This window comes from Archangium sp. (genome assembly GCF_045802675.1).
GTDB lineage: Bacteria > Myxococcota > Myxococcia > Myxococcales > Myxococcaceae > Archangium.
In genome coordinates this window covers 32,321-57,940 of sequence record NZ_JBJMQO010000110.1, presented here as the reverse complement: position 1 = coordinate 57,940, position 25,620 = coordinate 32,321, and the positions used below count along the sequence as shown (strand labels likewise).

Annotated in this window: 21 protein-coding genes; 12 read left to right on the top strand and 9 right to left on the bottom strand. The window is 70.1% G+C overall.

Translation table 11 applies throughout. The annotated features are described in order from the left end of the window. Positions 1–6: 6 nt before the first annotated feature. The 7 genes from ACJ8AN_RS31475 to ACJ8AN_RS31445 are packed head-to-tail and all read right to left on the bottom strand — an operon-like array spanning position 7 to position 6,522. Positions 7–738 carry a hypothetical protein gene (locus tag ACJ8AN_RS31475; RefSeq protein ID WP_407759224.1) on the bottom strand — a complete coding sequence of 244 codons (732 nt, stop codon included), beginning with the start codon at positions 736–738 and terminating at the stop codon, positions 7–9. Beyond that, positions 735–962 carry a hypothetical protein gene (locus ACJ8AN_RS31470; protein WP_407759223.1) on the bottom strand — a complete coding sequence of 76 codons (228 nt, stop codon included), beginning with the start codon at positions 960–962 and terminating at the stop codon, positions 735–737. Before ACJ8AN_RS31470 ends, ACJ8AN_RS31475 begins: the two co-directional genes overlap by 4 nt. Further along, positions 959–1,756: a hypothetical protein gene (locus ACJ8AN_RS31465; RefSeq protein ID WP_407759222.1), complete on the bottom strand. Its 798-nt coding sequence runs from the start codon at positions 1,754–1,756 to the stop codon at positions 959–961. Before ACJ8AN_RS31465 ends, ACJ8AN_RS31470 begins: the two co-directional genes overlap by 4 nt. Beyond that, positions 1,753–2,457: a hypothetical protein gene (locus ACJ8AN_RS31460; protein ID WP_407759221.1), complete on the bottom strand. Its 705-nt coding sequence runs from the start codon at positions 2,455–2,457 to the stop codon at positions 1,753–1,755. The genes ACJ8AN_RS31465 and ACJ8AN_RS31460 overlap by 4 nt, the downstream gene beginning before the upstream one ends. After that, positions 2,448–3,596, bottom strand: a complete 1,149-nt coding sequence (locus ACJ8AN_RS31455; RefSeq protein ID WP_407759220.1) for a TadE/TadG family type IV pilus assembly protein — start codon at positions 3,594–3,596, stop codon at positions 2,448–2,450. The genes ACJ8AN_RS31460 and ACJ8AN_RS31455 overlap by 10 nt, the downstream gene beginning before the upstream one ends. Before the next feature lie 8 nt (positions 3,597–3,604). Further along, positions 3,605–5,599 (bottom strand): pilus assembly protein TadG-related protein, encoded by a 1,995-nt coding sequence (locus ACJ8AN_RS31450; RefSeq protein ID WP_407759219.1) that lies wholly within the window; start codon positions 5,597–5,599, stop codon positions 3,605–3,607. Further along, on the bottom strand, positions 5,596–6,522 hold the full coding sequence (locus ACJ8AN_RS31445; RefSeq protein WP_407759218.1) for a TadE/TadG family type IV pilus assembly protein: 927 nt from the start codon (positions 6,520–6,522) through the stop codon (positions 5,596–5,598). Before ACJ8AN_RS31445 ends, ACJ8AN_RS31450 begins: the two co-directional genes overlap by 4 nt. Positions 6,523–6,800: 278 nt before the next feature. Between ACJ8AN_RS31445 and cpaB the strand changes: the two genes are divergently transcribed. From cpaB to ACJ8AN_RS31390, 11 genes are all read left to right on the top strand, one after another. Continuing rightward, positions 6,801–7,625: a Flp pilus assembly protein CpaB gene (cpaB, locus tag ACJ8AN_RS31440; protein WP_407759217.1), complete on the top strand. Its 825-nt coding sequence runs from the start codon at positions 6,801–6,803 to the stop codon at positions 7,623–7,625. A 51-nt stretch (positions 7,626–7,676) separates the two neighbouring features. Beyond that, a complete protein-coding gene (locus ACJ8AN_RS31435; protein WP_407759216.1) occupies positions 7,677–8,522 on the top strand; it encodes a type II secretion system F family protein in 846 nt (281 codons plus the stop codon). 9 nt (positions 8,523–8,531) lie between these two features. Beyond that, entirely contained in the window at positions 8,532–9,422 is an 891-nt protein-coding gene (locus ACJ8AN_RS31430; RefSeq protein ID WP_407759215.1) for a type II secretion system F family protein, read from the top strand. Positions 9,423–9,426: 4 nt separating this feature from the next. After that, positions 9,427–11,202, top strand: a complete 1,776-nt coding sequence (locus ACJ8AN_RS31425) for an FHA domain-containing protein (RefSeq protein ID WP_407759284.1) — start codon at positions 9,427–9,429, stop codon at positions 11,200–11,202. 146 nt (positions 11,203–11,348) lie between these two features. Beyond that, complete coding sequence (locus ACJ8AN_RS31420) at positions 11,349–13,085, top strand: FHA domain-containing protein (RefSeq protein ID WP_407759214.1); 1,737 nt, start codon at positions 11,349–11,351, stop codon at positions 13,083–13,085. After that, positions 13,082–14,830, top strand: coding sequence for an exodeoxyribonuclease VII large subunit (gene xseA, locus ACJ8AN_RS31415; protein ID WP_407759213.1), 1,749 nt, complete (start codon positions 13,082–13,084; stop codon positions 14,828–14,830). Before ACJ8AN_RS31420 ends, xseA begins: the two co-directional genes overlap by 4 nt. An 83-nt stretch (positions 14,831–14,913) precedes the next feature. Continuing rightward, positions 14,914–15,270 carry an exodeoxyribonuclease VII small subunit gene (xseB, locus tag ACJ8AN_RS31410; RefSeq protein ID WP_407759212.1) on the top strand — a complete coding sequence of 119 codons (357 nt, stop codon included), beginning with the start codon at positions 14,914–14,916 and terminating at the stop codon, positions 15,268–15,270. 24 nt (positions 15,271–15,294) lie between these two features. Further along, positions 15,295–15,684, top strand: coding sequence for a PleD family two-component system response regulator (locus ACJ8AN_RS31405; protein ID WP_407759211.1), 390 nt, complete (start codon positions 15,295–15,297; stop codon positions 15,682–15,684). Between the two features lies 1 nt (position 15,685). After that, complete coding sequence (locus ACJ8AN_RS31400; RefSeq protein ID WP_407759210.1) at positions 15,686–16,576, top strand: polyprenyl synthetase family protein; 891 nt, start codon at positions 15,686–15,688, stop codon at positions 16,574–16,576. Then, entirely contained in the window at positions 16,576–18,330 is a 1,755-nt protein-coding gene (locus ACJ8AN_RS31395; RefSeq protein ID WP_407759283.1) for a 1-deoxy-D-xylulose-5-phosphate synthase, read from the top strand. Before ACJ8AN_RS31400 ends, ACJ8AN_RS31395 begins: the two co-directional genes overlap by 1 nt. Beyond that, entirely contained in the window at positions 18,327–19,067 is a 741-nt protein-coding gene (locus ACJ8AN_RS31390) for a TlyA family RNA methyltransferase (protein ID WP_407759209.1), read from the top strand. The genes ACJ8AN_RS31395 and ACJ8AN_RS31390 overlap by 4 nt, the downstream gene beginning before the upstream one ends. Positions 19,068–19,219: 152 nt before the next feature. Here the strand turns inward: ACJ8AN_RS31390 and ACJ8AN_RS31385 are convergent, their stop codons facing one another. Together ACJ8AN_RS31385 and ACJ8AN_RS31380 are read right to left on the bottom strand one after the other, a co-directional pair. Further along, complete coding sequence (locus ACJ8AN_RS31385; RefSeq protein ID WP_407759208.1) at positions 19,220–20,791, bottom strand: hypothetical protein; 1,572 nt, start codon at positions 20,789–20,791, stop codon at positions 19,220–19,222. Positions 20,792–20,830: 39 nt separating this feature from the next. After that, complete coding sequence (locus tag ACJ8AN_RS31380; protein ID WP_407759207.1) at positions 20,831–22,912, bottom strand: OmpA family protein; 2,082 nt, start codon at positions 22,910–22,912, stop codon at positions 20,831–20,833. A gap of 185 nt (positions 22,913–23,097) precedes the next feature. On the opposite strand from ACJ8AN_RS31380, the gene ACJ8AN_RS31375 reads away from it, so the two are divergent. Beyond that, positions 23,098–25,599, top strand: a complete 2,502-nt coding sequence (locus ACJ8AN_RS31375; RefSeq protein WP_407759206.1) for an ATP-binding protein — start codon at positions 23,098–23,100, stop codon at positions 25,597–25,599. Positions 25,600–25,620 lie beyond the last annotated feature (21 nt).

Genomic DNA, 25,620 nt, shown 5'->3' with positions numbered 1-25,620 from the left:
GCCCGCTCAGCGGCGCTGCATCAGGCTCGGATTGAAGACGCCGCGGAAGACGAGGGGCTTTCCTTGCGGCTCCCGCAGCGGCCAGGGCTCTCCCGAGGGCGACAGGCCGACGGGATGGAGCTCGAAGGCCACGCCGTCGGCCATGACGTAGAGCAGCAGCGTGCCCGGTGGCACCTCCGTGGGGAGCTTGTCGGGCGAGTCCACCTTCTGGATGCGGAAGGGCAGGGGCTGGAGCGAGCGCGTGCGCACCGGGGTGGGCGCGCCTTGCGAGACCTGCTCCAGCGCGGCCTGCCAGGGGCCCACGTCCTCGGGAGTGGCGCCGCGGGACTGCAGCGAGTCGACCATCCGCTCGTGGAGCGCCCGCGTCACCTGGAGGATCTTCAGGTTGGCCGAGTCGGCGGTCCGCCCCGTCACGAGCCCATCGCGGTAGCCCCAGAGGGAGAGCACCAGGGCGCCGAGGATGAGCAGGGAGAAGTACAGCCGGATGCCGCGCCCACGCACGCCCTGCACCAGCACGGCCGTCATGCCCACCAGCGCGGCGAGCGCCGCCAGCACCAGCTCCGGACGAGGGGGCGGTCCGGCGTGGAAGGGCTGCATCTGGGTGCGGACCAGATGCGCCAGCTCGGGCCAGTCCGCCACGAGGCAGATCGCGGTGAAGCCCCCGAAGATGACTCCGTGGAGGACACGGAGCGGAACCGGGGAGGGAGGCCGCGTGGCGGAGGAGGCCCGTTTCTTCACGGGAACGGCAGGTTCAGCACGAAGTAGAACGAGTCGTAATAGACCTGATAGGCGCGCAGGAAGGCGTCGATGACGTTCATCTTCTCCTTCCCGTTACCGATGTCGACGCTCATCATCACGATGAGCATGAAGATCAGGATCCAGTTGAGGAAGGAGTACTCCACCATCGCTTGTCCGCGGGGGTGACGGCGGCGGATCTGGGGGCGGCGGGCGTTCATCTTCATGGGCGATTCTCCTCCGTACCCGAAGCGGTACCAGACTGTGGCTGTAGTTGGAAGTGGGGGGGCAGGTTGCTGGCGGGCTCCAAGGTGATTTTCCTGTCTCCCGGGGAGGGAGGAACCATGCGCGGCCGGGCGTCCAAGCCATGGTCGCGTACCTCCAGAGAGTATCGGATGGGAGGGAGCTCGAGTTTCGCCAGGTGTAGGATGGGGAGCTCGCGGCTGACCCAGTAGCGCTGGAGGACGAGCTGTCGATAGCGGACCTCGAGGGGCTCGGCCATCACCGTGCCCGCGTGCGTCATGAGCGGCGTGGGCGGCCCCCGGCGGAGCGTCGAGCCCTCTCCGGCGGGCAGCCAGGCCGAGGGATTCGGTAGGGCGGGGCGGGGCGGGGCCTTTCCGGGCGGGCCCAGGAAGAAGGGCAGGGCGTTCGTGTCCACCTCCTGCGGCTTCTCGAACCCCTGGGTGACGAGCAGGCGGGAGACCCCCTCCGCGCGCAGCCCCGTGTCGCGAGCCACCAGCATGAGGAACTGCGCCAGGGGGGCCTTCAGCTCCAGGTGCTGGCCAAACTCCAGCTCCACCCAGACGGCGTCCCGGCCCCGGGCGTCCTTCTGCTCGGCGACGACGGCCAGGCGCAGGAAGCCCGGTTGAGGCCCGCCATTCATCTCGTACGTCACCCACTCGCCCACGCGCGCATCCAGCCGCTCGGGAGCGGCCGCGAAGAGCATCCGGCCTTCGGGAGACAGCTCCAGGGGAGCGGCGCCCAACAGGGCCAGCGACAGGACGCAGACGAGCGCGCTCATGGCTTCTTCTCCCGCGCGTCCGCCCCGACCCACGTCTGCGACAGGGCCACCCGAGACGGCTCCAACTCCACCAGCGTGATGAGCGCCTGCTCGGCCGCTCGGGCGTATTCGAGGACGAGGGTGCGCTGTCCATCCAGCCGGCCCCCGGACTCGCGCACCGGCGAGTAGCCCGCGCGGGTGAACCGGGTAACGAGCTCCTGGCGCACCGCCTCCAGACCGCGCTCCACCACCTGCGTGCGGTGCAGCGAGCCTCCATCCGCGTCGCGCGAGCCCACGTCCGCGCTGAAGACCGAGCCCTCCACCTGGATGAAGGGACCCCCACCGGAGCCAGGAGGCTGCTCCTGGAGCCACAGGTCCTTGAGCACGCTGAAGCCCACCGTTCTTCCCCGGTGGGTGCGCAGCACCACGGCACGCTGGAGTCCCTCGCGCGTGTAGAAGGCCGACACCACCGCTTCCTGCGTCAGGTCTCCGTTCACGACGACCGGGTAGCCCTGCTTCGTCCACGAGTCGTGGAAGTACCTCGCCACCTTCACCAGGGAGTCCGTCGTGGTGAAGTAGGCCATGCGGTGGTACTGGCCGCCGATGAGCAGCTCCCTGCCGATGCGCGTGTGCACGGCGCCGGGGTAGACGGCGAGCTCCTGCTCCGCCCGCGACGGAGCCGCCCACAGCAGGAGCAGGAGGAAGAAGGTACCTACTCGCATGGGATCCTCTGCTCGTTCCTGTCGCGGGACAGCTGGGAGTCGAGGCCGGGCATGTTGGGTATGTCGGCCTGGGCGTTCTTGCAGCCCATGAAGAAGGCACCGCGAGCCATGAACATCTTCCGGTAGAGGGAGTGGTCGTACTCCTGGGTGTCGCGGAACGGGGCGGTGTCGAAGCAGCGCTGGGCGGGGTCGTCCAGGCCGGGGTAGGCGTTGAGGTTGTTGAGGCCCATGGGGGCGCCGTGCCGGGTCTTGTTGCAGCCGCGAGCGCTCTCTCCGGGCACGTAGTTATGGGACACCACGAAGGTGCCCAGGAAGTCGGGCATGAGGAAGCGGGCCACCGCGCCGAGCCGGTCCAGCCCCACCCGGTCCAGGTAGTTCCCCACGCCGAGGAACTTCATCCGGCCCACCTGCGAGGACAGGCCATGCGGCGAGCCATCCTCGTGCACGCCGGCCCGTCCGGACCTCATCACGGCATCCTCTCCGTCGGGCAGGTGCCAGCCGTTGGCGACGAGCGTGTAGCGGCTCTTCACCAGCAGGTGGCTCAGGTCCCTGCCGCCCCAGTTGTCCACATCGAAGAAACCGTGCTGCTCCCTCTGAAGGTAGCGCCGGGGCAGCATGTGGCTGACGAGCGTGCTGGAGACCTCCACTTCCACCTGTCCCCGCGTGTTGAAGCGGAACTGCTCCAGGAAGAAGCCGAGCGGCTTGCCCACCGCGGCGGCCGCCTCGGGCCCGGTACCACCCGGGCCACCCGGGAAGACGCGGCTCAGGTCGATACCCGCCACGGGCTGGTTCTGGATGCTCACCTCCGGAGGCGAGGCACGCAGCAGCAAGCCGAACCTGCCCTGGGGCTCGATGGAGTCGAGGTCCTCGTAGCGTTCAGCCGCCTCCTTCACGGTGGCGTTCCGAGCGGTGTCGAAGGCCTTGTCATGGTCCGCCGTCGCGTAGTCGCTCGAGGGGTAGCTGCTCAGCTCCCATGCGACGTACCGGCTGGCTTCCTGGAGCTTGAGCCGGGCCCGGATGACGTCACCCAAGAAGACGCTGAACATCAGGAGCGAGACCAGCAGTGGCACCACGAGCGCGAGCTCGACGGTGGCGGCGCCGCGAGGGACTGCCTTCGAATGCACGAGGAGTCGGAGCATGGCGGATCTCAGTGGGTGATGAGCTGCGCGGGCGAGTCCTGGAGGGCATCCGGCAGTGCGCTCACCATCGAGCCAACGAGCGGCAGCGAGTCCTTGCCCTGCCAGACGGCCGCGAGACGAGGCCGCCAGTACGGGTTGAAGAAATTGGGCTGCTCGGTCCAGTTGCCGGGCCGGTGGTAATACGTCTGGCCGCGCGAGATGACGTTCATCCCCGGCGCCAGCCCGAGCCCTCCGAGCGTCAGCGCCTCGCGGTCGCTCTCGAGGTCCAGCGTCGTGGGGGTCCCACCCAAGGAGAAGGTGAGCCGGCCCTGGGCATTGAGCTGGCCCGGGGTGCCCGGGTGCTTCCCCGTGCGCTTGTTGAGCAGCACCCAGGTGGAGGGCTGATTGAAGTCATCCCGGCGCCCAGCCATGGCGGCCATGCTCGGTGGATCATTCGTTCCTCCCGCGCAGTCCTTCGCGTAGTCGCCCGGCTCGAAGTGGGGGAAGGGGACGAGCCCCGGCCAGGGGTGGTTCTCGTCGTTCGGGTCGATGCGGACGTTGGCCACGTACACGGACATCTCGAAGAGGCACACGCCGGAGAGCTTCGCGAGGCACGGCCTGGACTCGGAGAGGCCCACGTTGCGGTCCTCCGGCTTCGAGGCCTCCCCGGGGAACACCACCCGCCAGTGGATGCCGTTCTCGCGCAGGTCCGTGCGGCTCATGGCCCAGATGCTCGTCTTCAGCGTGTCGTTCTTGTTCCCACGCGGATCGCCCCAGCAATCGCGCCAGGTGCGCGAATCCTTCGCGTCCGGTTGCCGGGGGCAGCGCAGCGGGTTGAAGAGCTGAGCACCTCCGACGTCGATGGAGGCCGGCCCGGGGAACGCGAAGGAGTAGGGGTCATCCGCGCCGAGCACATCCCCTTGCGCGAGCATGCCCATGGGGCGATCGGGCAGGTCGCGCGACTCGCGGAGGTTGTTGCGGCCCCGGGACGCCTTGCCCTGGGTCGCCTCCATGCCGCCCTGGCCGAGCCGGTAGGTGAGGAAGCGCGTCTGGCCCCACTTGGGGAAGCCATCGAGCACCGTCTTCAACGGCTCGAGCCACCGGGGAATGGGCATGAGGTCTCCCAGCCGCCGGTTCGTCACCATCGCCTCCGGGCAGGGGCCGCTCTTCGAGTCGCACGAGAAGCGCGTGGCGTTGGTGATGCTCGCCATCACCCGCTTGGCCCGGGCCACCTTGTCGGACTCGCCATGCTTCGTGGGATCCAACGGCGCGAACGGATTGACCGGGCTCGAGGGCGTACCGTTGGCCGCCTTGTCGTGTGCTCGGCTGTAGAGGCACTGGTTGATGGCCCCCGCCAGCGTCTGCGGCACGAGCGAGTCCACGTCGGGATCATTCGCCGCGATGATGGCGTTCGAGGTGCCCAGCACGTACGACGACGTGGACAGCATCACCGCCGTCGCCGCTCCGGCCATCACCGAGTTGAGCACCCGGTGTCCGGGCACCACCACCCGGCCGATGACCCGGTCGATGGGCTCCATCACCGGCTTCATGAGGAGCAACATTCCCCGGAGCACGGTGAAGACGAGGTCCAACCCCCGCATGATGGCGTGGATGGCGGGGAGGCCATCGAGCAGGGTGCACACGGCCGGCCAGAACACGCCGTTCCGGCTGTCCCGGGGGAAGCACGGGCCGATGGTGCGCATGAAGCCGTAGACGTCCGTGAGGAAGGCCTGGACGGAGAACAGGAACGAGTCCAGCGACTGCCACATCATCGCCGACACGTAGTGGGACACCTGCGTGCGGTTGGTGAACGCGTAGAAGTTGAACGCGCGCGCCTCCATGGCCGCCGTGGAGTACGCCGCCGCGTCCGCCGTGTTCTGCAGGCGGATCCGCTCGTGGACTCCCTGCCCGATGTTGACCGTCGTCACGAGCGCGAGGCTCAACACCAGCATCAGCACACAGGCGAGCACGAGGGCCTGGCCTTCCTGCCGCTCGAAACCGCGGCGCAGGGCGCGGGTCATCATGGCGACACCGCCCCTTCGTCCGGGTCCGGGTGCATCAGCCACTTGGAATAGACGTTCGACTGCATCCGCATGCTGTAGGTGGCCGTCAGCGGGATGAGGTAGTGCCGGCCCGCTCGCCCTGGGAGGAGTGGGAGGGTGCCGGTGGCTAGCCCCCACAGCACGGTCATCTCCGAGCGGTGGAGCGTGTCGTAGCCGCGCTGGCTCCCGAGCCCTCGCACGGGCGCGAGGCCCACCTCGCGAATGCCTCCCCGCCGATTCGTCAGCCGCGCCTTCGAGTCCAACGTCGGCGCGTAGAGGGAGCCTCCCAGCGCCACTCCCGCGTTGGCCGCCCACCACGCGGTGAAGACAATCCACTGGGCGAACGGCACCCGCAGCTCGTACCAGTAGCGCACCCGCACGCTCAGCACCGTGGCCTCGCGGTACGCGCCCTCGTCGCCCCCTCGCTCGGGCCCGTCGAAGTCCAGCTCCTCCCAGCGCCCGCCCGAGCCCGGAGACCTCCCGCCGCGCACCGCCGGGGACCCGGAGGGGCCCACCGTATCCACGCGCACCTGTCCGAAGAGGGGCGCCCCGTTCACCGACTCCGGCACCTGCGCGTCCTTCGTCGGCCAGGCGAGCGCCTGGAGCGCCTCGTCCTGGAGCCGCGCCCGCGTCCACGTCCGGGCCAGCCTCGCCAGTCCGTCCGTGCGGCCCAGCGTGGGCAGCAGCGCCACGAGCGCCGCGTCGTGCATGCGCTCGTTGCTCCCGTTCCACACGATGCCCGCCCGGGCCGCGCAGTACGCCGCGTACTCGGTCATCAGCTTCGCGTGCTGCATCTGCGTGAGCTGCAACAGGCCCAGGCCCAGGAACACCATCAGCGGCAGCACCAGGGCCGTCTCGAGCGCCGCCTGACCCGACTCCCCGGGTGGGTAGGATTCTCGTCTCATGGACGCCGCCCCGTAGCGACGTCCGTGCCAACCCTTACTTCCTCTTGGGACCAGGCAGGCGAGGGTCTCAGCGGGAGGACCGGCCCTCCCGGCCTCGGGACGGGATCCCGCCAAATCGGACCACACCGCCAGCCGAGGGAACGTGACTTTGACTATTTAGGTAAGTGCTGGATAACATCCCACCTGCTGGTGCCCCGGGCCCCCACCTTGCAACGCCGCTGCTCCTCCACCGAGTTACGCCCCCCCGGGCGCCCCCCGATTTTGGAGGTCCTTGAGACATGCTGAAGGGAAAGACTCCGCTCTTTATCGCGTTGGGGCTCGGCCTGCTGGCCGGCATCATCGCGTGGTCCGCCATCAAGAAGAAGGAAGCGGACGTGCGTCGCGGTTGGAACCTGGTGCCGGTGGTCGTGGCCTCCCAGGACATCCCCGAGGGCACCGTCATCTCCTTCGACATGATCAACCAGCGCTCGGTCCCCGAGCAGTTCGTCACCTCCTCCGTGGTGAAGCCGGACTCGGCCACCTACGTGGTGGGCCAGAAGGTCCTGGTGGCGCTGCAGCAGGGTGACCCGCTCCTGTGGAGCCAGTTCGAGACCACCAAGGCCGCCGAGCGCCTGTCCACCAAGGTGCAGAAGAAGGTGCGCGCCATCACCATCGAGTCCAAGCCCACCACGTCCGTGGGCGGGTGGATCCGCCCCAACGATCACGTGGACGTGATTGGCACCTTCCGCGATCCCCAGACGGACGAGAACGTGGCCGTCACGCTGCTGCAGAACGTGATCGTCCTCGCCACGGGCAAGGTGACGGGTACCACCAACGTCAACCTCATCCCCGAGCACCAGCGCGAGTACACCAACATCACGCTGATGGTCATCCCCGAGGAGGCCGAAATCCTCACGCTGGCCAGCGAGCTGGGCAACCTCACGCTCTCGCTGCGCAACGAGGAGGACGTGGACATGATCGAAGAGCGTGGCCGCGCCACCATCAGCACGCTGCTGTCGGGTGAGCGCACCCGCGTGCTCGAGCAGAAGCGCCGCGAGATCATCCAGATCATCAAGGGCGGCACCTCCGAGAAGAGCCCGGTGGGTTCCACGGGCGCTCCGTAACCCTTCCCGCCTCCTTCCTCCCCCCCCCGCAGCTGAAGGAAGTCCCCGCGCATGCTGGCCGGAATCGTCCTCCTCCTCGTCACCGGGTCGGTCTTCTTCTTCAGCCTGGTGATCTTCACCGTCCTGGCGAAGGCCTACGAGCAGTACCAGGAGCGGTACGTCGTCAAGTCGATGAACGACTTGAGCGACATGTTCCTCTTCATCGATGCCCGTCAGCTGCTGGTGCTCAACATCGCCAGCATGTGCTTGTTGGGCATCCTGTCGTACATCATCTTCAACCCCATCCTGTGCGTGGGGGCCACCATCCTCGGCTTCTTCCTGCCGATCATGCTGGTGAAGCACTACCGCAAGCAGCGCATCAAGAAGTTCAACGTGCAGCTGGTGGACGCGCTGCAGGCCATGGCCAACGCGTTCAAGGCGGGCCTGACGTTCCCGCAGGCCATCGAGCACGTGGCGCGCGAGGCCCAGCCGCCGCTGGCCCAGGAGTTCGGCCTGTTCGTGAAGGAAGTGAAGCTGGGCGTGCCGCTGGAGGAGGCGCTCGTCAACATGGGCCGCCGGGTGGGCAGTGACGACCTGGAGCTCGTGGTGGTGGCCACCAACATCGCGCGCCAGCTCGGCGGCAACATGGCGGAGATGTTCGAGACCATCTCCAGCGTCATCCGCGAGCGCTTCCGGCTCGAGGGCAAGATCGACGCGCTCACCGCCCAGGGCAAGCTGCAGGGCTGGGTGGTGGCGGCCATGCCGGCCATCCTCGGCATGGTGCTCAACTACATGCGTCCGGACCTGATGGAGCCCATGATGGACCACTGGTTCGGCTATGTGCTGGTGTCGATCATCGCCGTCATGGAAGTGCTCGGCGTGATCATCATCCGGCGCATCGTCAATATCGATATCTAAGGATCGGCCATGAGCGACGTCCTCACCTATACGTTGATGGGGGGCTCGGCGCTGATGTTCGCGGCGAGCGCGGGCTTCCTCGGCATCGGGGTCTACCAGAACTACTTCTCGGGCTTCGTCTCCGAAATCCGGGACGAGTCGAGCGGTGGCGTCAAGGGCGTGGGCTCGGTGACGATCCGCAAGCTCGGCTCGCTCAACCGGCGCCTGATGTGGCCGGGCTACGAGTCCAAGATGCGCCGCAAGCTCATCAAGGCCGGCGAGCCCCAGAGCTACAAGCCCGAGGACATCATGGCGCTGCAGGAGATTGGCGCCGTGGTGGGTCTGGTGGCGGGCCTCATCCTGTTCAACGCGGTGAACGAGAACCTGGCCTGGGCGCTCGTCATCGCGGCGTTCGGCGTGTGGTACCCGCTCATCTGGGTGAATGACCAGGTGAAGAAGCGCCACCTGCAGATCTCCCGCGCGCTGCCCTACAGCCTGGACCTGCTGACGCTGTCGGTGGAGGCCGGTCTGGACTTCACGGGCGCACTGGCCAAGGTGGTGGAGAAGGGCAAGGCGGGCCCACTGCGCGAGGAGCTGCAGATCGTCCTCAAGCAGTTGAAGATGGGCAAGACGCGCGAGGAGGGCCTCAAGGCGATGATCGTCCGCGTGGACCTGCCGCCGCTCACCACCTTCGTCACCGCGCTCATCCAGGCGGACAAGATGGGCACCAGCCTCGGCAAGGTGCTGCGCATCCAGTCCACCCAGCTGCGCATCGACCGCACCCAGCGCGCCGAGAAGCTGGCCGGTGAGGCGCCGGTGAAGATGCTCTTCCCGCTCATCGCGTGCATCTTCCCCACGGTGTTCATGGTCCTCTTCGGGCCCATCGTGTTCCAGTTCATGTTCGGGAACGTCGGGGGGTAGGACCCTGGGCTTCCAGCTCACCATCGCGAGGGGCCTGCAACAGGGGACGGTGCTTTCCTTCGAGCAGGCCGACGTGACCATCGGCCGCACCGCGGAAAACGACGTGGTGCTTCAGGACGGCGGTGTGTCGCGCAAGCACGTGCGCATCTCGGACCGGCTCGGGCGCTACTACGCCTCGGATCTGGGCAGCTCCAACGGCACGCAGCTCAACGACGCGCCGCTCTCCGGTGAGCACGAGCTGAAGAACGGCGATCGCATCTCCCTGGGGCCCGTGGAGCTCGTCTTCAAGGAGGTCGCGAGCGAATCGGACGCCACCCAGCTCGTGCTGCCCATGGCGCAGGAGGACGCGGACTTCACCCGGCCCATCCGCCGCAACCCCCACACGCTCTCGCGCGCGGAGACGGATGACGACATGCTGGCCCCGGTGTCGGACTTCTCCCCGGTGGAAGACGCGCCCGAGCCTCCCTCGCGCTCCAGCCCGCGTCCCTCGGCCCCACCAGCCCCCAGGGCCATGTCCCGGGCGGCGCTCGCCCGCGCCGAGACGCTGGGCGAGATGGAGATCGTCGTCCCGCCGCAGCCCGCGGCTCCCGTCGTCGAGCCCGAGCCCCAGACGCCGACGAACGTGTCCCGGGTCGAGGCCCGTGCGCCCGTCGAGCCCAGGACTCCGCCCCGTGCTTCCGCACCTGCCTCCCGGCCCGAGCCTCGTGTATCCGCGCCCCTGGCCCGGCCCGAGCCCCGTGCTTCCGCGGCCCCGGTCCGGTCCGAGCCGCGTACGCCGGCGAAGGCGGCCCCGGCTCCCGCACCGGCCGCGCGTGCTTCGTCCGGCGCGGCCGGCCTGTCCGCCGCCGACAAGGCCCGGCGCCGCCGTGAGTTGGGCGACACCCTGGGCGGTCAGCTCGCGCTGTGGTGGGTCGAGCTGCCCCGGGGCGGGAAGATCGCCCTGCTCACCGTGGCGACCTGCTTCCTCGTGGGCATGCTGGGCGCGCTCACCTACGTCTTCCGTTCCAAGCTGGAGCTGCGTTCCAAGGGCCCCGAGCCCGTGGCGCTGGGCCTCCAGGCGGTGCCGGACTCGTTCGGCCTGGGCGAGGGCGTGACGTGGGAGCAGCCGGACATGAAGGCCTTCGACTTCGAGTTCGTCTCGCCCACGCGCGCCGTCGTCGTGCTGCGCTACCAGGCCAGCGGCATCTCCAAGGAGGAGGTCTCCCTCTCCGTCAACGCCACCACCGTGGGCTGGGTACCGCCGGATACCATCAACTCCGCCGAGCGCGAGCTCCAGCTCATCATCTCCCCCACGGTGCTCAAGCGGAACGAGCGCAACCAGCTCGTCTTCGACAACGTGCACAACCCCCCCGGCCAGGACGGCTGGAAGGTGTGGAACCTGCGGCTGGAAGTCATCCCCGTGCCGGCCCTCACCCCCGAGGCGCTCTTGGAGGCCGCGCGCGACTCCGTGGCCAAGGCGCGCAGCTTCTACGACCGCAAGGACGTCGGCTCGGAGAACCTCTCGCTCGCCTGGGAGAACTACCGCTCGGCGTGGATTACGCTCGAGGCCCTGGACGAGAAGCCCGACCTCTACCAGGACGTGCGGTACATGCTGGGCCAGGTGGCGGTGGAGCTGGACCAGAAGTGTGGGCAGTTGTTGCTGGATTTCCAACGGAACATCCAGTTCAAGGACAGGAAGCGAGCGGCCCAGGTCCTCGCCGAAATCAACCGGCGCTTCCCTACACCGGCGCATCGCTGCCACAATCTGGCGGCCGAAAAGGCCAGCGAGTACAGGCTGTGAGGCCCGTACCCGTGCACGCAACGAAGTGGTGATCTGCCATGTCGAACGGTTCTCCTCCGCCACGCCGTCGTCCGACGACTGGCTCCTCCTCGGGCGCTTCCGCCGGCGGTGCCTCCTCCGGTGGTGCCACGGGTCAGCGACCCGCGGTGCGCAGGACCGCCACGGGTGCCATCCCCGCCGCCCGGCCCGAGCCCGCGGCGCCCCTGCCGGCCATGGGCACCAAGCTGGTGGTGTCCGGCGGCCCGCGCGCCGGTGACGAGTTCGCGCTGGAGGATGGCGAGTACGTCGTCGGCCGCGCCAACGACAACCCCATCTGCATCCCGGACACCTCGGTGTCGCGCAAGCACATCCTCATCCGCCGCCTGGGCGGAGGCTGGGAAGTGAGCGACCTGGGCTCCGGCAACGGCACCCTCCTCAACGGCGAGCCCCTCACCGACGCGATGCCGCTGTCGCACGGCGACACCCTCACGCTCGGCGACACGGAGGTCACGTTCAACGATGCCTCCAACGCCACGATGATGATGGCGATGCCCCCGGCGCGTCCGACCCGAGGGGGTGGCCGGGCCGCCCCCGCTCCCGCTCCCGCCGCCGAGGCAGGGGAGGGAGAAGAGGGCGAGGGTGGCGAGCTGGCCGTGCCGCGCCGTCCGCCTCCGCGTCCCGAGGGCCGCGTGCGCACCTCGCGGGGCCGCGCGGCGGCGGCGCCGGTGGATCCGAACGCGCAGAAGCGCAAGAAGCGCCTGCTGCTCCTCACCGCGGCCGTCTTCGTGATGCTGGTGGGCCTGCTGGCCGTCATGAAGATGAAGCAGCAGCAGGAGGCGGAGGCGCTGCGCCAGAAGGCGCTGGCCGCCCAGCAGCACCGCGCGGAGATCGACGCGCTCTTCCAGGACGCCAAGAACCTCATCCGCGACAACAAGTGGGCGGACGCCAAGGCGAAGCTCCTGGAGCTCCAGGAAGTGGAACCCAGCCACGGGCAGCTGCCGGACTACCTGGCGCGCGTGGAGAAGGAGATTCCGAACCAGGAGGCGATCGACGCGGCCAAGGGCGCGCTGGAGAAGGATCAGCTCGCCGCGGCGGCCTCCGCGATCAACAAGGTGAGCAAGGACACCGTGCTCTTCGAGCAGGTGCGCTCGCTGCACACGGCGCTCACCGCCAAGGCCGATAAGCGCGTGCGCGACGCGCAGGCCATGTTGGAGAACAAGCAGCTCGACCAGGCCAAGGCCGTCACCGACGACCTGCTCGGCGCGGTGCCGGAGCACCGTGACGCCAAGGTGATCAAGGAGCAGGTCGAGCGCGCCATCGCCATCCGCGACGCGCCTCCGCCGCCCCCCAGGCCCAAGGAGACGCTCAAGCCCTGGGACGAGGCCGCCAGCCTCTTCCGCGACGGTGATCAGAAGGGCGCGCTCGATATCGCCACCGACTGCGCCAAGAAGGCGTCCCAGTGCAAGGCGCTGGTGGCGCAGATGAAGGACTTCGACAACCTCTACAAGCGGCTCGAGGACCTGGACGCCAAGGGCCTGGGGCGCCTGCTGGACCTGGACAAGCGCATCACCAACGGCAAGGGCAGCAAGATGGCGCGCAACGCGGGCACGCGCGCGGCCAACATCTTCTTCAAGCAGGCCTCGTCCTCGAAGGCGTCGGGCCAGTACGGCCGCGCCATGGAGAACGCCCAGCGCGCCCTCCAGGCCGACCCCAGCCACAACGGCGCCAACAACATCGTCAACGAGCTGCGCGCCAAGGCCAAGGACCTGTACATGCAGGCCTACGCCCTCAAGGACGCCAATCCCGAGGACGCCGTGCCCATGTTCCGTGACGTCATGACCATGAGCACGCCCGACGACGAGACGTACCAGAAGGCCAAGGGCTGGGTCGAGAAGCTCAAGTGACGAAGAAACGTCGAGCCACCGGAGAGGCCCCGCCGGAGCCCGTCGCCGGACAGGGAGACCTCTTCGGCGGCCCGCTCGGCGCCCCCAAGAAGGCAGCGGCGGCCGCGGCCTCCAAGTCGTCTCCGCCTCCCGAGCCTCCACCCCGGCCCGCCGAGCCGGTGCCTCCCTCGGAGCTGCGGGACGTGTCCGCGTCCCTGCCGTCGCTGCCCGGTGCGCCCTCGCGCCCGGCGCCCCCCGCGCGCACGGTGCTCACCGTGGGCGAGCTCACCCAGCAGCTCAAGGCCACGATTGAATCGCGCTTCCCGCGTGTGCTGGTGCGCGGCGAGGTGTCCAGCTTCCGCGGCCCCAACGCCCGCGGCCACCTGTACTTCACGCTGAAGGACGCGGAGGCCTCGCTCGACGTGAAGATGTGGGCCTCGCAGGCGGCGCGGCTGCGCTTCGCCCTGCGCGACGGTCTGGCCGTGGTGGCCGAGGGCAGCGTGGACGTGTATGCGCCCGCCGGCCGCTACAGCCTCATCGTCTCCAAGCTGGAGCCGGAAGGGGAGGGTGCGCTCGCGCTCGCCTTCGAGCAGCTCAAGGCGCGGCTCGCGGCCGAGGGCCTCATCGGCGACAACCGCATCCGCGAGCCCCGTCCGCTGCCCTTCCTGCCCCGGCGCATCGGCGTGGTGACGAGCCGCACCGGCGCCGCGCTCCAGGACTTCCTGCGCGTGCTGCACTCGCGCAACCCACGCCTGTCCGTGCTGCTGTGCGACGCGCGCGTGCAGGGCGAGGGCTCGGCCGAAGAGGTGGCGCGCGGGATTGAGCGCCTGTCGCGCACGGACGTGGACGTCATCGTCGTCACGCGCGGCGGTGGCTCGAAGGAGGACCTCTGGACGTTCAACGAGGAGCGGGTGGCGCGCGCCATCTTCGCCTCGCCCGTGCCGGTGGTGTCCGCCATCGGCCATGAGATCGACTTCACCATCTCGGACTTCGTGGCGGACTGGCGCGCGCCCACGCCCAGCGCGGCGGCCGAGCGGCTCGCCCCGGTGCTGCAGGATCTGGAGTACTCGCTGGCCACGCAGTCGCTGCGTCTGCGCAAGGCGGCCGAGCGCCGGGTGCTGGAGCTGCGCGAGCGGCTGGGCTCGCTGCGCGGTGGGGTCGAGGACCCGCGGCGGCGCCTGTCCACGGAGCGGCTGCGGTTGTCGGACGCCGAGGACGCGATGACGCGGGTGCTGCGCCAGGTGCTCCGCGAGCGGCGCGAGGAGCTGAAGGCCCACTCCGAGCACCTGCAGCGGCAGCGTCCCCAGGCCCGGTTGGCCGAGCAGCGGGCGCGGCTGGTGCAACTGTCCGCGCGGTTGAAGGACGCGGTGCGGGCGGACGTGGCGGAGCGGCGGGCCCGGGCGGCCCAGAGCCGGTTGGAGCTCGAGCGCGTGTCGCCCACGGCCCGGGTGGCCGAGCTGCGCGCCCGGCTGGCCCACCAACAGGCGCGGATGGTGGCCCTGGAGAAGGACACCCTGGCGGTGGCACAGCGGCACTTCCAGCGCCTAGAAGGCCGGCTGGATGCCATGAGTCCGCTGAAGGTCATGTCCCGCGGTTATGCCGTCACCTTCCGTACTCGCGACGGGGGCGTGGTGCGTTCCATCGCGGACGTCCAGCCCGGCGAGGTGCTCGGCATCAAATTCGCCAGCAACGGGGCCAGGACACTCCAGGGCTGCGAGGAGATTGAGGCCACCGTCACCGCGGTGAAGGGTCCGGTGGATTGCTGACGTCCGGGTGCACGTCCCCCTGGCACCCGGGCAGGCCACTCCTCTAGAGTCCCGCGGCTTTTTCTCGTCGAGGTGGACCGGCAGTGGCGAAGGACAGCAAGGGCAAGGCGGCGGAAGAGGTCCCCGAGCAGTACGGGGACGTGGTGCAGCGTCTCGAGGACGTGGTGGCACGCCTGGAGGGCGGCACCCTCACGCTCGAGGAGTCGCTCAAATCGTTCGAGGAGGGCATCAAGCTGGTCCGCCGGGGTGAGCAACTCCTCAACGCGGCGGAGAAGCGGATTGAAGAGCTGCTGAACGAGGACGGCCGGGACACGGTGGTGCCACTGCAGGCGGGCGTGAAGCCGCCGGCGGTGCCCTCGGCTCCGGCCGCTGCTCCGTCGCGGGGAAGCTCGGGGGCCGCCCGGTCCACCCCGCCCCCCGAGGACGACGTGCCGTTCTAGTCCCTCGGGAGTATCCGTATCCCCATGCCGAAGCCCAAAGTCACCATCGTCGACGACGACCGCGATACGCGGGAGTTGCTCTCGCTCGCCCTGGAGTCGGAGGGCTTCGAGGTCAACGCCGCGGCCAACGGGCTGCGGCTGATCTCCTCCCTGCAGCTCAAGCGGCCGGACGTCATCCTCATGGACGTGAACATGTCCTGGATCGACGGCTTCGAGCTGTGCAAGGCGGTGAAGAAGAACGAGCAGTTCCAGGACATCCCCGTCGTCTTCATCAGCGGGCGCGGGGAGCCCGAGGACAAGCGGCGTGGCCGGGAGGCCGGTGCCGCCGACTATTTCGTCAAACCCCTGGATCTCGACGCCCTCATGAAGCGGCTGCGCGAGCTCATCCAGCCCCCCGCCCCCGAGGTGCCCTGACATGTCGTCTTTCGATCTCGACTCGTACCTGCAGACCCAGGTGGCCCGCGTGGAGAAGTTGCTGAGCTCGCGCTCGGACGAGCTGGGCAAGCACGTACCGGCGCGCCTGCACGAGTCCATGCGCTACTCGCTGCTGGCCGGAGGCAAGCGGCTGCGGCCGGTGCTGTGTCTGGCCTTCGCCGAAGCGGTGATGAAGCAGAGCACCGTGTCGCGCGTGGTCGAGGACAGCGCGTGTGCGCTCGAGTTCATCCACACCTACTCGCTGGTGCACGACGACCTGCCGTCCATGGACGACGACGACCTGCGCCGCGGCCGACCCACCAACCACAAGGTGTACGGCGAGGCCATGGCGATTCTGGCCGGTGACTCGCTGCTCACGGACGCCTTCGCCCTGGTGGCGGGCGGCCCCGAGCCGGTGCGTGGCGAGCTGTGCCGCGAGCTGTCCGTGGCCGCGGGCTCCTCGGGCATGGTGGGCGGGCAGGTGATGGACATCGCCGAGGACCGTCCGGCGAGCATCGAGTACCTCACCCAGCTGCACCGGCTGAAGACGGGCGCCCTCATCCGCGCCGCGTGCCGCATGGGCGTGCTCGCCGCCGGTGGGGACGCGGACGCGCTGGCGCGCGCGGATACGTACGGGGACTCGGTGGGGCTCGCCTTCCAGATCGCCGACGACGTGCTGGACGTCACGGGCGATGCGTCCTCCATGGGCAAGCCGGTGGGTGCGGACGCCGCGGCCGGCCGCTACACCTTCCCGGCGGTGCTGGGACTGGAGCAGTCCAAGCAGCTCGCGGCGCGCAAGGTGGCCGAGGCCATCGCCGCCGTGAAGACGCTGGAGCCGCACGATGGCCCGCTGGCGGCGCTCGCGCGCTACTCGGTGGAGCGCAGCTCGTGATGGAGCGGCTCCTGCCGCGCATCCAATCTCCCGGGGACGTGCGAGCGCTCCCCGAGTCCGAGCTGCCCCGGCTGTGCGAGGAGCTGCGTGAGGACATCGTCTCCCTGTGTGGCCGCGTGGGTGGCCACCTGGGAGCCTCGCTCGGCGCGGTGGAGCTCATCGTCGCCATGCACCGCGTCTTCCACTCGCCCCAGGACGCGCTCATCTTCGACGTGGGCCACCAGGCCTACGCGCACAAGCTGCTGACGGGCCGGCGCGAGCGCATGGGCACCCTGCGCCAGGCCGGTGGCATCGCCCCCTTCCTCGAGCCGCGCGAGAGCCCCCATGACGCGCTGGCCGCGGGCCATGCGAGCACGGCCGTCTCCGCCGCGCTGGGCATGCTCGCGGGCAAGCGCCTGCAGGGCAGACCCGGCCATGTGGTGGCGGTGGTGGGGGACGGGGCGCTCACCGGTGGGCTCACCTTCGAGGGGCTCAACAACACCGGGGGCACGCACCTGCCGCTGGTGGTGGTGCTCAACGACAACCAGATGTCCATCTCCGCCAACGTGGGCGCCATCCCCGCGTTGCTGCGCACGCGCGAGGCCCGGGGCTTCTTCGAGGGGCTCGGCTTCACGTACCTCGGGCCGGTGGAGGGGCATGACCTCGGGGCGCTGACGCACGCGCTGCGCGAGGCCCGCGCCTCGACGCGTCCGGTGGTGGTGCACGCGCTCACGCAGAAGGGCAGGGGCTTTCCCCCGGCCGAGGCCGACACGCAGACGCGCGGCCACGCCATGGGCCCCTACGAGTGGCGCGACGGGAAGCTGGTGCGCTCGCGCGGGGGCCAGCGGACGTTCAGCGAGGCCTTCGCCTCGGCGCTGGAAGAGGTGATGGCCCGGGACGCGCGCGTGGTGGCGGTGACGCCGGCCATGCTGGAGGGCTCGGCGCTGGTGGGCCTCAAACAGCGCTACCCCGAGCGCGTCTTCGACGTGGGCATCGCCGAGCAGCACGCCGTCACCTTCTGCGCGGGCCTGGCCGCCACGGGGCTGCGGCCGGTGTGCGCCATCTACTCGACCTTCCTCCAGCGCGCGTACGACCAGGTCATCCACGACGTGTGCCTGCCGGGAGTGCCGGTGCTGTTCGCCGTCGACCGGGCCGGGCTGGTGGGCGCGGATGGCGCCACGCACCAGGGCACCTACGACGTGGCCTCGCTGCGACCCATTCCGGGCCTCACGATGATGGCGCCGGTGACGGGCGAGGACGTGACGGCGATGCTCGCCACGGCGCTCTCCCTGCCCGGGCCCTCGGTGATGCGCTTTCCTCGCGGCACCCTGCCCACGCTGCCTCCGGAGCTGAGCCCGGGCGCGGGGCCGGTGCGTGGGGCGCGCTGGCTGAAGCGGGCGGAGCAGGCGCGGGTGGCCTTCATCACGCTCGGGCCGCTGGGACTGGCGGCGCTGGAGGCCTCGGCGTCGGAGCCGGGCTGGAGCGTGCTGGACGCGCGCTTCGTCACCCCGCTCGACGAGGCGGCGGTGCTGGAGGCGGCCGCGTGCGGGCGCGTGGTGGTGGTGGAGGAGGGGACGACGCACGGCGGGCTGGGCGGCGCGGTACTGGAGCTGCTCGCCGCGAGGGGCGTGTGCGTTCGGGTGAAGCTGCTGGGCATGCCGGACACCTTCGTGCCCCATGGGGACGCGCGCGTGCAGCGGGCCGAGCTGGGCCTGGATGCCGAGGGCCTGCGGCGCGCCGCCCTGGCCCTGCTCGTGGAGGAGGTCCTGCCGTGAAACCGCGCAAGGAGCGCCTCGACGTGTTGGTGGTGGAGCGGGGGCTCGCCGAGTCCCGCACCAAGGCGCAGGCGCTCATCCTCGCCGGCCAGGTGGTGGTGGGGGACCAGCGGGTGGACAAGCCCGGCGCGCTGGTGCCCGTGGAGTCCGAGCTGCGCCTCAAGGGCGAGGTGCTGCCCTACGTCTCTCGGGGCGGGCTGAAGCTGAAGGCCGCCATCGAGCGCTTCGGTCTGGACATGCGCGGCCGGGTGGGCGCGGACATCGGCGCGAGCACCGGCGGCTTCACCGACTGCCTGTTGCAGGAGGGCGCCACGCACGTGCACGCCATCGACGTGGGCTACGGCCAGCTGCACGAGAAGCTGCGCACGGATCCGCGCGTCCGCTCGCGCGAGCGCGTCAACGCCCGCTACCTCACCGCCGAGGACCTGCCCGAGCCGGTGGACGTGGTGGTCATCGACGTGAGCTTCATCTCGCTGACGCAGGTGTTGCCCGCGGTGCTGCCCTTCCTCAAGCCCAGGGGCCTGCTGGTGGCGCTGGTGAAGCCCCAGTTCGAGGTCGGGCCGGACAAGGTGGGCAAGGGCGGCGTGGTGAAGGACCCCGCCGCGCGCCAGGGGGCCATCGACTCCATCTCCGCCTTCGTGAGGGAGCAGGGCCTCTCGGTGCGAGGGGTGATGGACTCGACCGTGCCGGGCCCCGCGGGCAACGTCGAGGCCCTGCTCGTCGCGGACAAACCGTGACGGCAGGGCCCCGTGTTCTCAACGGCTCGGGGTGACGACCGCGCGCCGCCGCCCAGCAGCGGGATGACGAGGTGTTGGGAATGGCTGCGGGGGCCGGTGGCGCGAACCGTCCGCGCACGCCCGAGCCCCCGCGTTCCCTCATGCCCTTTGGCTCAGCGCCGCTCGCGGTACCAGGACGGCGCGAAGGGCTTCACCAGCCGGGGGCCGATGCGCAGCCAGAGCACGCCCGCGTCGTCGAGCGCGCCATACACGCTGCCGCCGGGGACCTGGTAGCGGTACAGCTCGCCCTTCTCCGCCCCGTCCGTGGCGACGAGCTCCACCGGGTAGGGCAGCGGATTGCTGTCCGTGCGGGCGGCGCTGTTGAACATGTAGAAGATGCTGCTGTTGCCCAGGCCCGGCTGCACGAAGCGCGTCACCAGCGAGCCGGTCGGGATGAGCGGCAGATGGTCCTTGTTGATGGGGGCGCGCCCGCTGGTCAGGCCGCTCTTCACATCCAGGAACCAGAACCGGTTCGTGGTGAGCGCCGCCAGCCGCGTGCCATTGGCGTACGGCACCAGCGCGGACATGTTCCCCTGGAGATCCTCGGTGATCCACAGCAGGGTGTCCGTCTCCGGCTGGCACCGGCTCGCCTTGCCGATGGCGCACGCCTTCACGTTCGCCGCCGTGGGCCCCTGAATGGACAGGTACAGCACCGTGCCGGTGTCATCGAAGGCCACCAGCGGGATGTCGTTGGTGAGCTCGATCTCGTCCGGCTCGCCCACTGGGGTGCCGTCCGCGTATTTCAGGACGCCCACCTTGACGAGGACGTCACTCTCCTGGGGCTGGGTCCACACCGGTACCAGCACGGTGGTGTCGGCGGCGGTGGCTCCGGGCTTCACGAACGGCTCGCCGAGCATCTCACCGGCGAACCCGAGCTCCGTGAGATCCCACACGCTCGTCCCGTTGGGGGCCAGGCGCTGGATGCTCCGGCCCTTGATGAGGAAGGCGTTGCCATCCGGCGCCACCGTGAGGGAGTCGATCAGCCGGCCGCTCGTGGCGGTGATCTTGAAGCTGGTGTTGATCGCGAACGCGCCCTTCAGGGGAGTCCACACCCAGCGCGTGCCGGTGGTGTCGGCGGGCTTGCGATCCGTGATGGTCGTGCTGACGTCGCACGGGATGGGCATCTGCAGCTTCTGGTAGTTCGCCGGATTGCTCCTCGGAACCTTGTAGAGGTACGAGAGGTTGCCCTCGCGCCCGCAGCCGATGAACGACGCGTTGGCGCCGCTGCCATCGACGACGAAGTAGTCCGGCACCACTTGCGAGTTGGGGGGCGTCGGCTCCACCACCTCTTCCACCGGGAAGAACGTGGCCGGCTGGGTCTGGGAGATGTTGGAGCGCCCGTCGGCGCAGGTCACGCGCGCGGTGAGCGACAGATCGAGCGTGATGTTCCGCGGAAAGCGCAGGTCGCCGATCGCCAGCTCCACCGCGGTGGGGTTGCCACCGTAGGGCACCTGCTTGACGAGCGCGTTGTTGTCGAGCACTTCCAGGCTCCGCACCTGCTCGCAGCCGGAGACGGCGATGGAGAGCTTGAAGCTGCTTCCCACGGCGTTTGGCTCCGTCACGCTCAGGGTGACCTGGGGGAGGTCGGGCGTGGTGGGCGGCGGCGGGTTGTTGCAGGCGAGCGACAGGAACGACAGCAGCAGTGCCGGGCGTGCGAGGGCCCGGCTCGGGGGGAGGGTGGCCATGGTGACGCCCAGTCTAGCCCGAGCGCCACGCACCGGGCATCAGCGCTCCAGGATGAGGAATTCCATGCGCCGGTTGAGCTCTCGGCCCTTGGGCGTGAGGTTGGGGGCGATGGGGCGGGTGTCGCCGAAGCCCTCGGTCTCCAGGCGCGAGGGCTCCAACCCCGCGTGGATGAGGTAGTCGGCCACCGCGCGCGCCCGCTCCTTGGACAGGGCGAGGTTGGCGTTGGCGTCGCCCTGGTTGTCGGTGTGGCCCTCGATGCGCAGGCGCTTGATGCCGGTGCGCACCACCAGGTCCACCAGCTGCGAGAGCACTGGGTAGCTGTCCGGCAGCAGGGTGGCCTTGCCGTCGGCGAAGTGCACGGGCTGGGTCAGCTCCAGCTTGTCGTTCTCGCGCTTGACCTGCCACTGCTTCGGCTCGGGCTCCAGGTTGAAGGCCAGCTCCAGGGAGGTGCCGTCGGCGACCTGCACGGCGCGCGTCTGGGCGAGGAAGCCTGGGGCGGTGACCTCCACCGTGTAGCGGCCGGCGGGCAGCCGCAGCGAGTGCGAGGCCGCATCGGACTCGGAGAAGGCCACCTGCTTCGTCTCGGGGCCGCCGAGGAAGGCGAGGGTGGCCGGGACGCTCTTGCGCTTGGAGGTGACGGCGAGGGAGAGCAGCGCGGGCTTCACCTCGGGCACGAGCGCCAGCTCCACGGTGGCCGTCTCGCCCGCCTCGAGCATCAGCTCCTTCTCCAGCGGGAGGTAGCCCTCCTTCTGCACGGAGAGCTTCACCGGGCCGCTGGGCAGCGCGTACGTGAGGAAGCGGCCATCGCCCGGAGCCGAGGCCACCGGAGGCAGCGTCGAGTCCACCATGGCCACGAAGACGCCGGAGATGGGCTGGCGCGTCTTCGCGTCCACCACCACGCCGGACACCTGGCCCGTCTGGGGGGTGGCGGGGATTCGCGTTCCCGCCGGCTCGCGCACCACGCGTTCCACGATGCGCGTGCCACCGGTGGCCTGGAGCGAGGGGTCCACGTTGAAGGAAGCGCCGAGCAGCAGGTTGAAGGGAGGCACGGGCTGCACGCCGCGGCCCACCTGGCGCGTGAGGCCGAGCTCGGCCGCCGCGGTGAAGGTGACGTTCTGCACGGCCGTCACCCGCAGGCCCAACCCGAGCGTCTGTGGGGCCACGCCGCCCACGGGCACGAGCGTCCCATCCGGCGCCACGAGCTGGCCGCCCGGCACGCCCAGCGGGGACGTGAGGCCGTACTCGAGGAAGGGCGTGGCCACCGGCAGCGGCGCCTCCAGGCCGAGCCCCACGGTGAGGCGGGAGTAGCGATTGATGCCCAGCGCGTACTCCTCGGAGGTGTTGAGCCGCTCGGCGCTCACCAGCGAGCCGGTGTTGTCCAGCATCAGGCCCACGTTGGCGTGGGCGCGCAGGGGCAGGCGCGGGCCGAGCGCGCGCGCGTCGAAGGTGGCCACCGCGCGGGGCGAGAAGCCGAAGGCGACCGCCTTGTCCCCGACGCCGGAGAAGGACATGACACGCACGTCCGCGCCGGCCCACAGTCCGGGCAGCCACTGCTTCGTGGCGCGCGCGCCCAGCGTCACGTCTCCGAGCGCCTGGATGAGGGTGGGGGTGGAGCGGGTGTTGGTGTTCGTCGAGGCCGTGTAGGACAGCGACACGTCGAGGAACTCGAGCGGCACGTAGCCGATGGCGAAGGTGCCGGCGGTGCGCGTGTTGTCCGCGCCCTGGACGGGGAAGTCTCCGCTGGAGAAGAACTCGCCCATGGCGGAGAAGCGCAGCACGCCGGGGCGGCCGAGGTCCGCGCCACTCACGCGCAGCAGGCCCACGCCACCGGTGGAGGTGGAGGCGTGGCGCAGGTTGTGCGCATCGCTCCAGCCGTTGCCGAGCGTGGCGGGGCTATGGGCCTCGTAGTTCTCATCTGTCGAGAACCCGACGTTTGGAGGCGTTTCCCGAGCGGACGAGGAGGCGAGCGCTTGCGTTCCAGCAGGAGCAGCAGGTGGGGGAGTGGCCGGAGTGGCCGGAGTGGGAGTGCCCCCGGCGCGGGCCGCGCCAGCCCCGAGGAGGGCCGTCAGCAGCAGGGAGCGCAGGGGGACAGAGGGGAGCGAAGCTCGCGGAAGTCGCACGGCGGCCGAGTATACGCGGGGGGCCCTCTCTCACAATTCTTGCCCGGGACCGTCGAGTCCGACACGCTGGCCCCCAGCCAGCTTCATCGGCATGATTCGGACCCGCGCATGATGGTTGACGCTTTCTTGGAATATTTCCGGTCTCTCTACATGGCCACGCCGGGCCAGACGCCTCGAGGCCGCTCGTGAGGGCGGAGCTCGTGGGGCCACGCGGCCGTGTCCTGGTGATCGGCGCGCGGCAGGCCAACGAGGCCACGCTCGCGCTCCTGTCCGACAGCGGCTACCAGTGGGCCATCACCGAGGACATGCAGGAGCTGCCGGGTCTGGTGGAGAAGCTGCGGCCGGATGCCGTGCTCGTGTCGGCCACCGGCAAGCGGGCCACCGAGGCGCTCGCCGCCATCCGTCAGCAGCCGCGGTTGCGCGAGCTCCGGGTGCTGGCGGATCTCACCCGCACCCGCTCGGAGGTGCTGCGCAAGCTGCCCGCGGATGATCAGGTGCGCACCCTCGAGGCGCTCGTCTCGCGGTTGGACTCGGCGCTGCGCGAGCGGCGGCTGATGGAGCGCACCCGCAACCGGATGGAGCGGCTGCTGGAGATCACCCAGGCGGCCACCAGCTCGCTGGAGCTGGAGCAGATCCTCCGTCTGGCGGTGGAGAAGGTGGGCGACGTCATCAACGCCGACCGCTGCTCGGTGGTGCTGGTGGAGGACATCAACTCGCGCACCGCGAGCGTGGTGGCGACGCTGGAGGACCCGGGTCTGTCGCTGGACGTGGACCTGGCGCGCTACCCCGAGCTGCGCCGGGCGCTGGAGACGCGCCAGGCGGTGCTGGTGGAGGAGGCTCAGAGAGACCCCCTGATGGCCGAGGTGCGTCCCGCCATCACGTCGGCGGGCGTGCGCTCCATCCTCGTGCAGCCGCTGGTGTGCCAGGACGAGCTGCTCGGGGCGCTGTTCCTGCGCATTTCGCGCGGCTCCGAGGGCTTCGGCCGGGACGAGCAGGAGTTCGCCCAGGCGGTGGCGGCGGCGCTGGCCAACTGCATCCGCAACGCCCGCCTGCACACCGCGCTCAAGCGGAAGCGCGACGAGCTCGAGCTGGCCTACGTGGAGCGCTACCGCGAGCTGACCGAGGCCAACCGCCGCCTCAAGGATCTCAACCGGCTCAAGGACGAGATCATCGCCGTGTGCAGCCATGATCTGCGCGCCCCGCTGCAGGTGCTGCTGGGCCATGGCCGGCTGCTGCTCGAGGGCGGGTTGGATCCGCAGCAGAAGCAGTCCGCCGAGGCGATGATCCGCCAGGGCCGGAAGATCCTCGGCCTGGTGGAGTCGCTGCTGGAGCGCGGCAAGGGCGACGTGGCGCGGCTGTCCATCGAGCCGCGCGTGCTGGACATGTCGCAGCTGTGCAAGGAGAGCGTCACCGAGCTGGAGATCCTCGCCGCCGAGCGGGGCGTGGCCCTGAAGGCCGAGACCTCCGAGCCGATGATGCTCATTGGCGACGAGCTGAAGCTGCACGAGGTGCTGCAGAACCTCATCACCAACGCCATCCACCACGCGCAGGACGCGGGCGAGGTGGTGGTGAAGGCCTCGCGGCTGGGGCGGCCGGATGGGGACGTGGCGCGCATCGTGGTGCAGGACGACGGCAAGGGCATTCCCCCCGAGGAGCTGCCGCTGGTGTTCGACCGCTACCGCAGCGGCGCCAAGGGCACGGGGGGCACGGGGCTGGGGCTCGCCATCTGCAAGGAGTTCGTGGAGCTGCACGGCGGAGAAATCTGGGCCGAGGCTCCGGCCGAGGGCGGTGCCGCGTTCATCTTCACCCTGCCGCTGGCGCAGGAGGTGGGGCGCGCGGTGCAGAACCTCCCCAACAAGGAGACGGCCGAGCAGCCGCGCGTGCTGGTGGTGGAGGACGAGCCGGAGATCGCCGCGGTGCTGGTGGAGGTGCTGCGCTCGCGCTACCGCGTGGACGTGGCGCGCGACGGCGCCGAGGGCCTGGCGCGGGCCCGCTCCTCGCGGCCGGACCTGGTGGTGATGGACGTCTTCCTGCCCAAGCTGGACGGCCTGGACGCGGCGGTGGCGCTCAAGTCCTCCTCGGACACCGCCAGCATCCCCGTCATCCTGCTGTCCGCCCACCAGGGCGTGGCCGACAAGGTCCGCGCGCTCAACCTCGGCGCGGTGGACTACATGAGCAAGCCGTTCAACGCCATGGAGCTGCTGGCCCGCACCGAGCGCGCCCTCAAGCTGCGCAAGGCCGAGAGCGAGCAGGAGCGCACCTCCACGCTCATGCGGCGCAACGGGAATGATCCCCTCACCGGGCTCTATGACCGGCGCGGCCTCATGCTGCGGTTGGATCACGAGGTGAGCCGCGGACGGCGCTACAGCCGGCCGGTGAGCCTCGCGGTGCTGCGCCCGGACCGGCCCGTGCTCGACGAGTCGCTGCGTGGCATCCCCGACGTGATGCGCGCGCGCCTGCGCACCCAGGACATCCTCGGCCACCTGAGCGAGGGCGTGCTCGCCGTCGTCCTGCCCGAGTGCAATGTTGAAGCGGGGCGCAACGTCATCGGCCGTCTGCTGCCGGACGTCGAGAAGCACACCGGGGTGGAGTACCGCTCGGCGGTGGCGGATGTGAGCCACGACAGCGAGCCCGCGGAGCGCATCCTGGAGCGGTTGGGCGCACCGGCCCCCGTGCCGAAGCTGTAGCCCCCGGGTTAGACTCGGGGC

What these genes read in the sequence shown, in the direction of transcription:
- ACJ8AN_RS31405 (WP_407759211.1), top strand. Translation starts at nt 15,295, where the DNA reads ATGCCGAAGCCCAAAGTCACCATCGTCGACGACGACCGCGATACGCGG.
- ACJ8AN_RS31400 (WP_407759210.1), top strand. Translation starts at nt 15,686, where the DNA reads ATGTCGTCTTTCGATCTCGACTCGTACCTGCAGACCCAGGTGGCCCGC.
- ACJ8AN_RS31435 (WP_407759216.1), top strand. Translation starts at nt 7,677, where the DNA reads ATGCTGGCCGGAATCGTCCTCCTCCTCGTCACCGGGTCGGTCTTCTTC.
- cpaB (WP_407759217.1), top strand. Translation starts at nt 6,801, where the DNA reads ATGCTGAAGGGAAAGACTCCGCTCTTTATCGCGTTGGGGCTCGGCCTG.
- ACJ8AN_RS31465 (WP_407759222.1), bottom strand. Translation starts at nt 1,756, where the DNA reads ATGAGCGCGCTCGTCTGCGTCCTGTCGCTGGCCCTGTTGGGCGCCGCT.
- ACJ8AN_RS31470 (WP_407759223.1), bottom strand. Translation starts at nt 962, where the DNA reads ATGAAGATGAACGCCCGCCGCCCCCAGATCCGCCGCCGTCACCCCCGC.
- ACJ8AN_RS31395 (WP_407759283.1), top strand. Translation starts at nt 16,576, where the DNA reads ATGGAGCGGCTCCTGCCGCGCATCCAATCTCCCGGGGACGTGCGAGCG.
- ACJ8AN_RS31385 (WP_407759208.1), bottom strand. Translation starts at nt 20,791, where the DNA reads ATGGCCACCCTCCCCCCGAGCCGGGCCCTCGCACGCCCGGCACTGCTG.
- ACJ8AN_RS31455 (WP_407759220.1), bottom strand. Translation starts at nt 3,596, where the DNA reads ATGCTCCGACTCCTCGTGCATTCGAAGGCAGTCCCTCGCGGCGCCGCC.
- ACJ8AN_RS31460 (WP_407759221.1), bottom strand. Translation starts at nt 2,457, where the DNA reads ATGCGAGTAGGTACCTTCTTCCTCCTGCTCCTGCTGTGGGCGGCTCCG.
- ACJ8AN_RS31450 (WP_407759219.1), bottom strand. Translation starts at nt 5,599, where the DNA reads ATGATGACCCGCGCCCTGCGCCGCGGTTTCGAGCGGCAGGAAGGCCAG.
- ACJ8AN_RS31430 (WP_407759215.1), top strand. Translation starts at nt 8,532, where the DNA reads ATGAGCGACGTCCTCACCTATACGTTGATGGGGGGCTCGGCGCTGATG.
- ACJ8AN_RS31445 (WP_407759218.1), bottom strand. Translation starts at nt 6,522, where the DNA reads ATGAGACGAGAATCCTACCCACCCGGGGAGTCGGGTCAGGCGGCGCTC.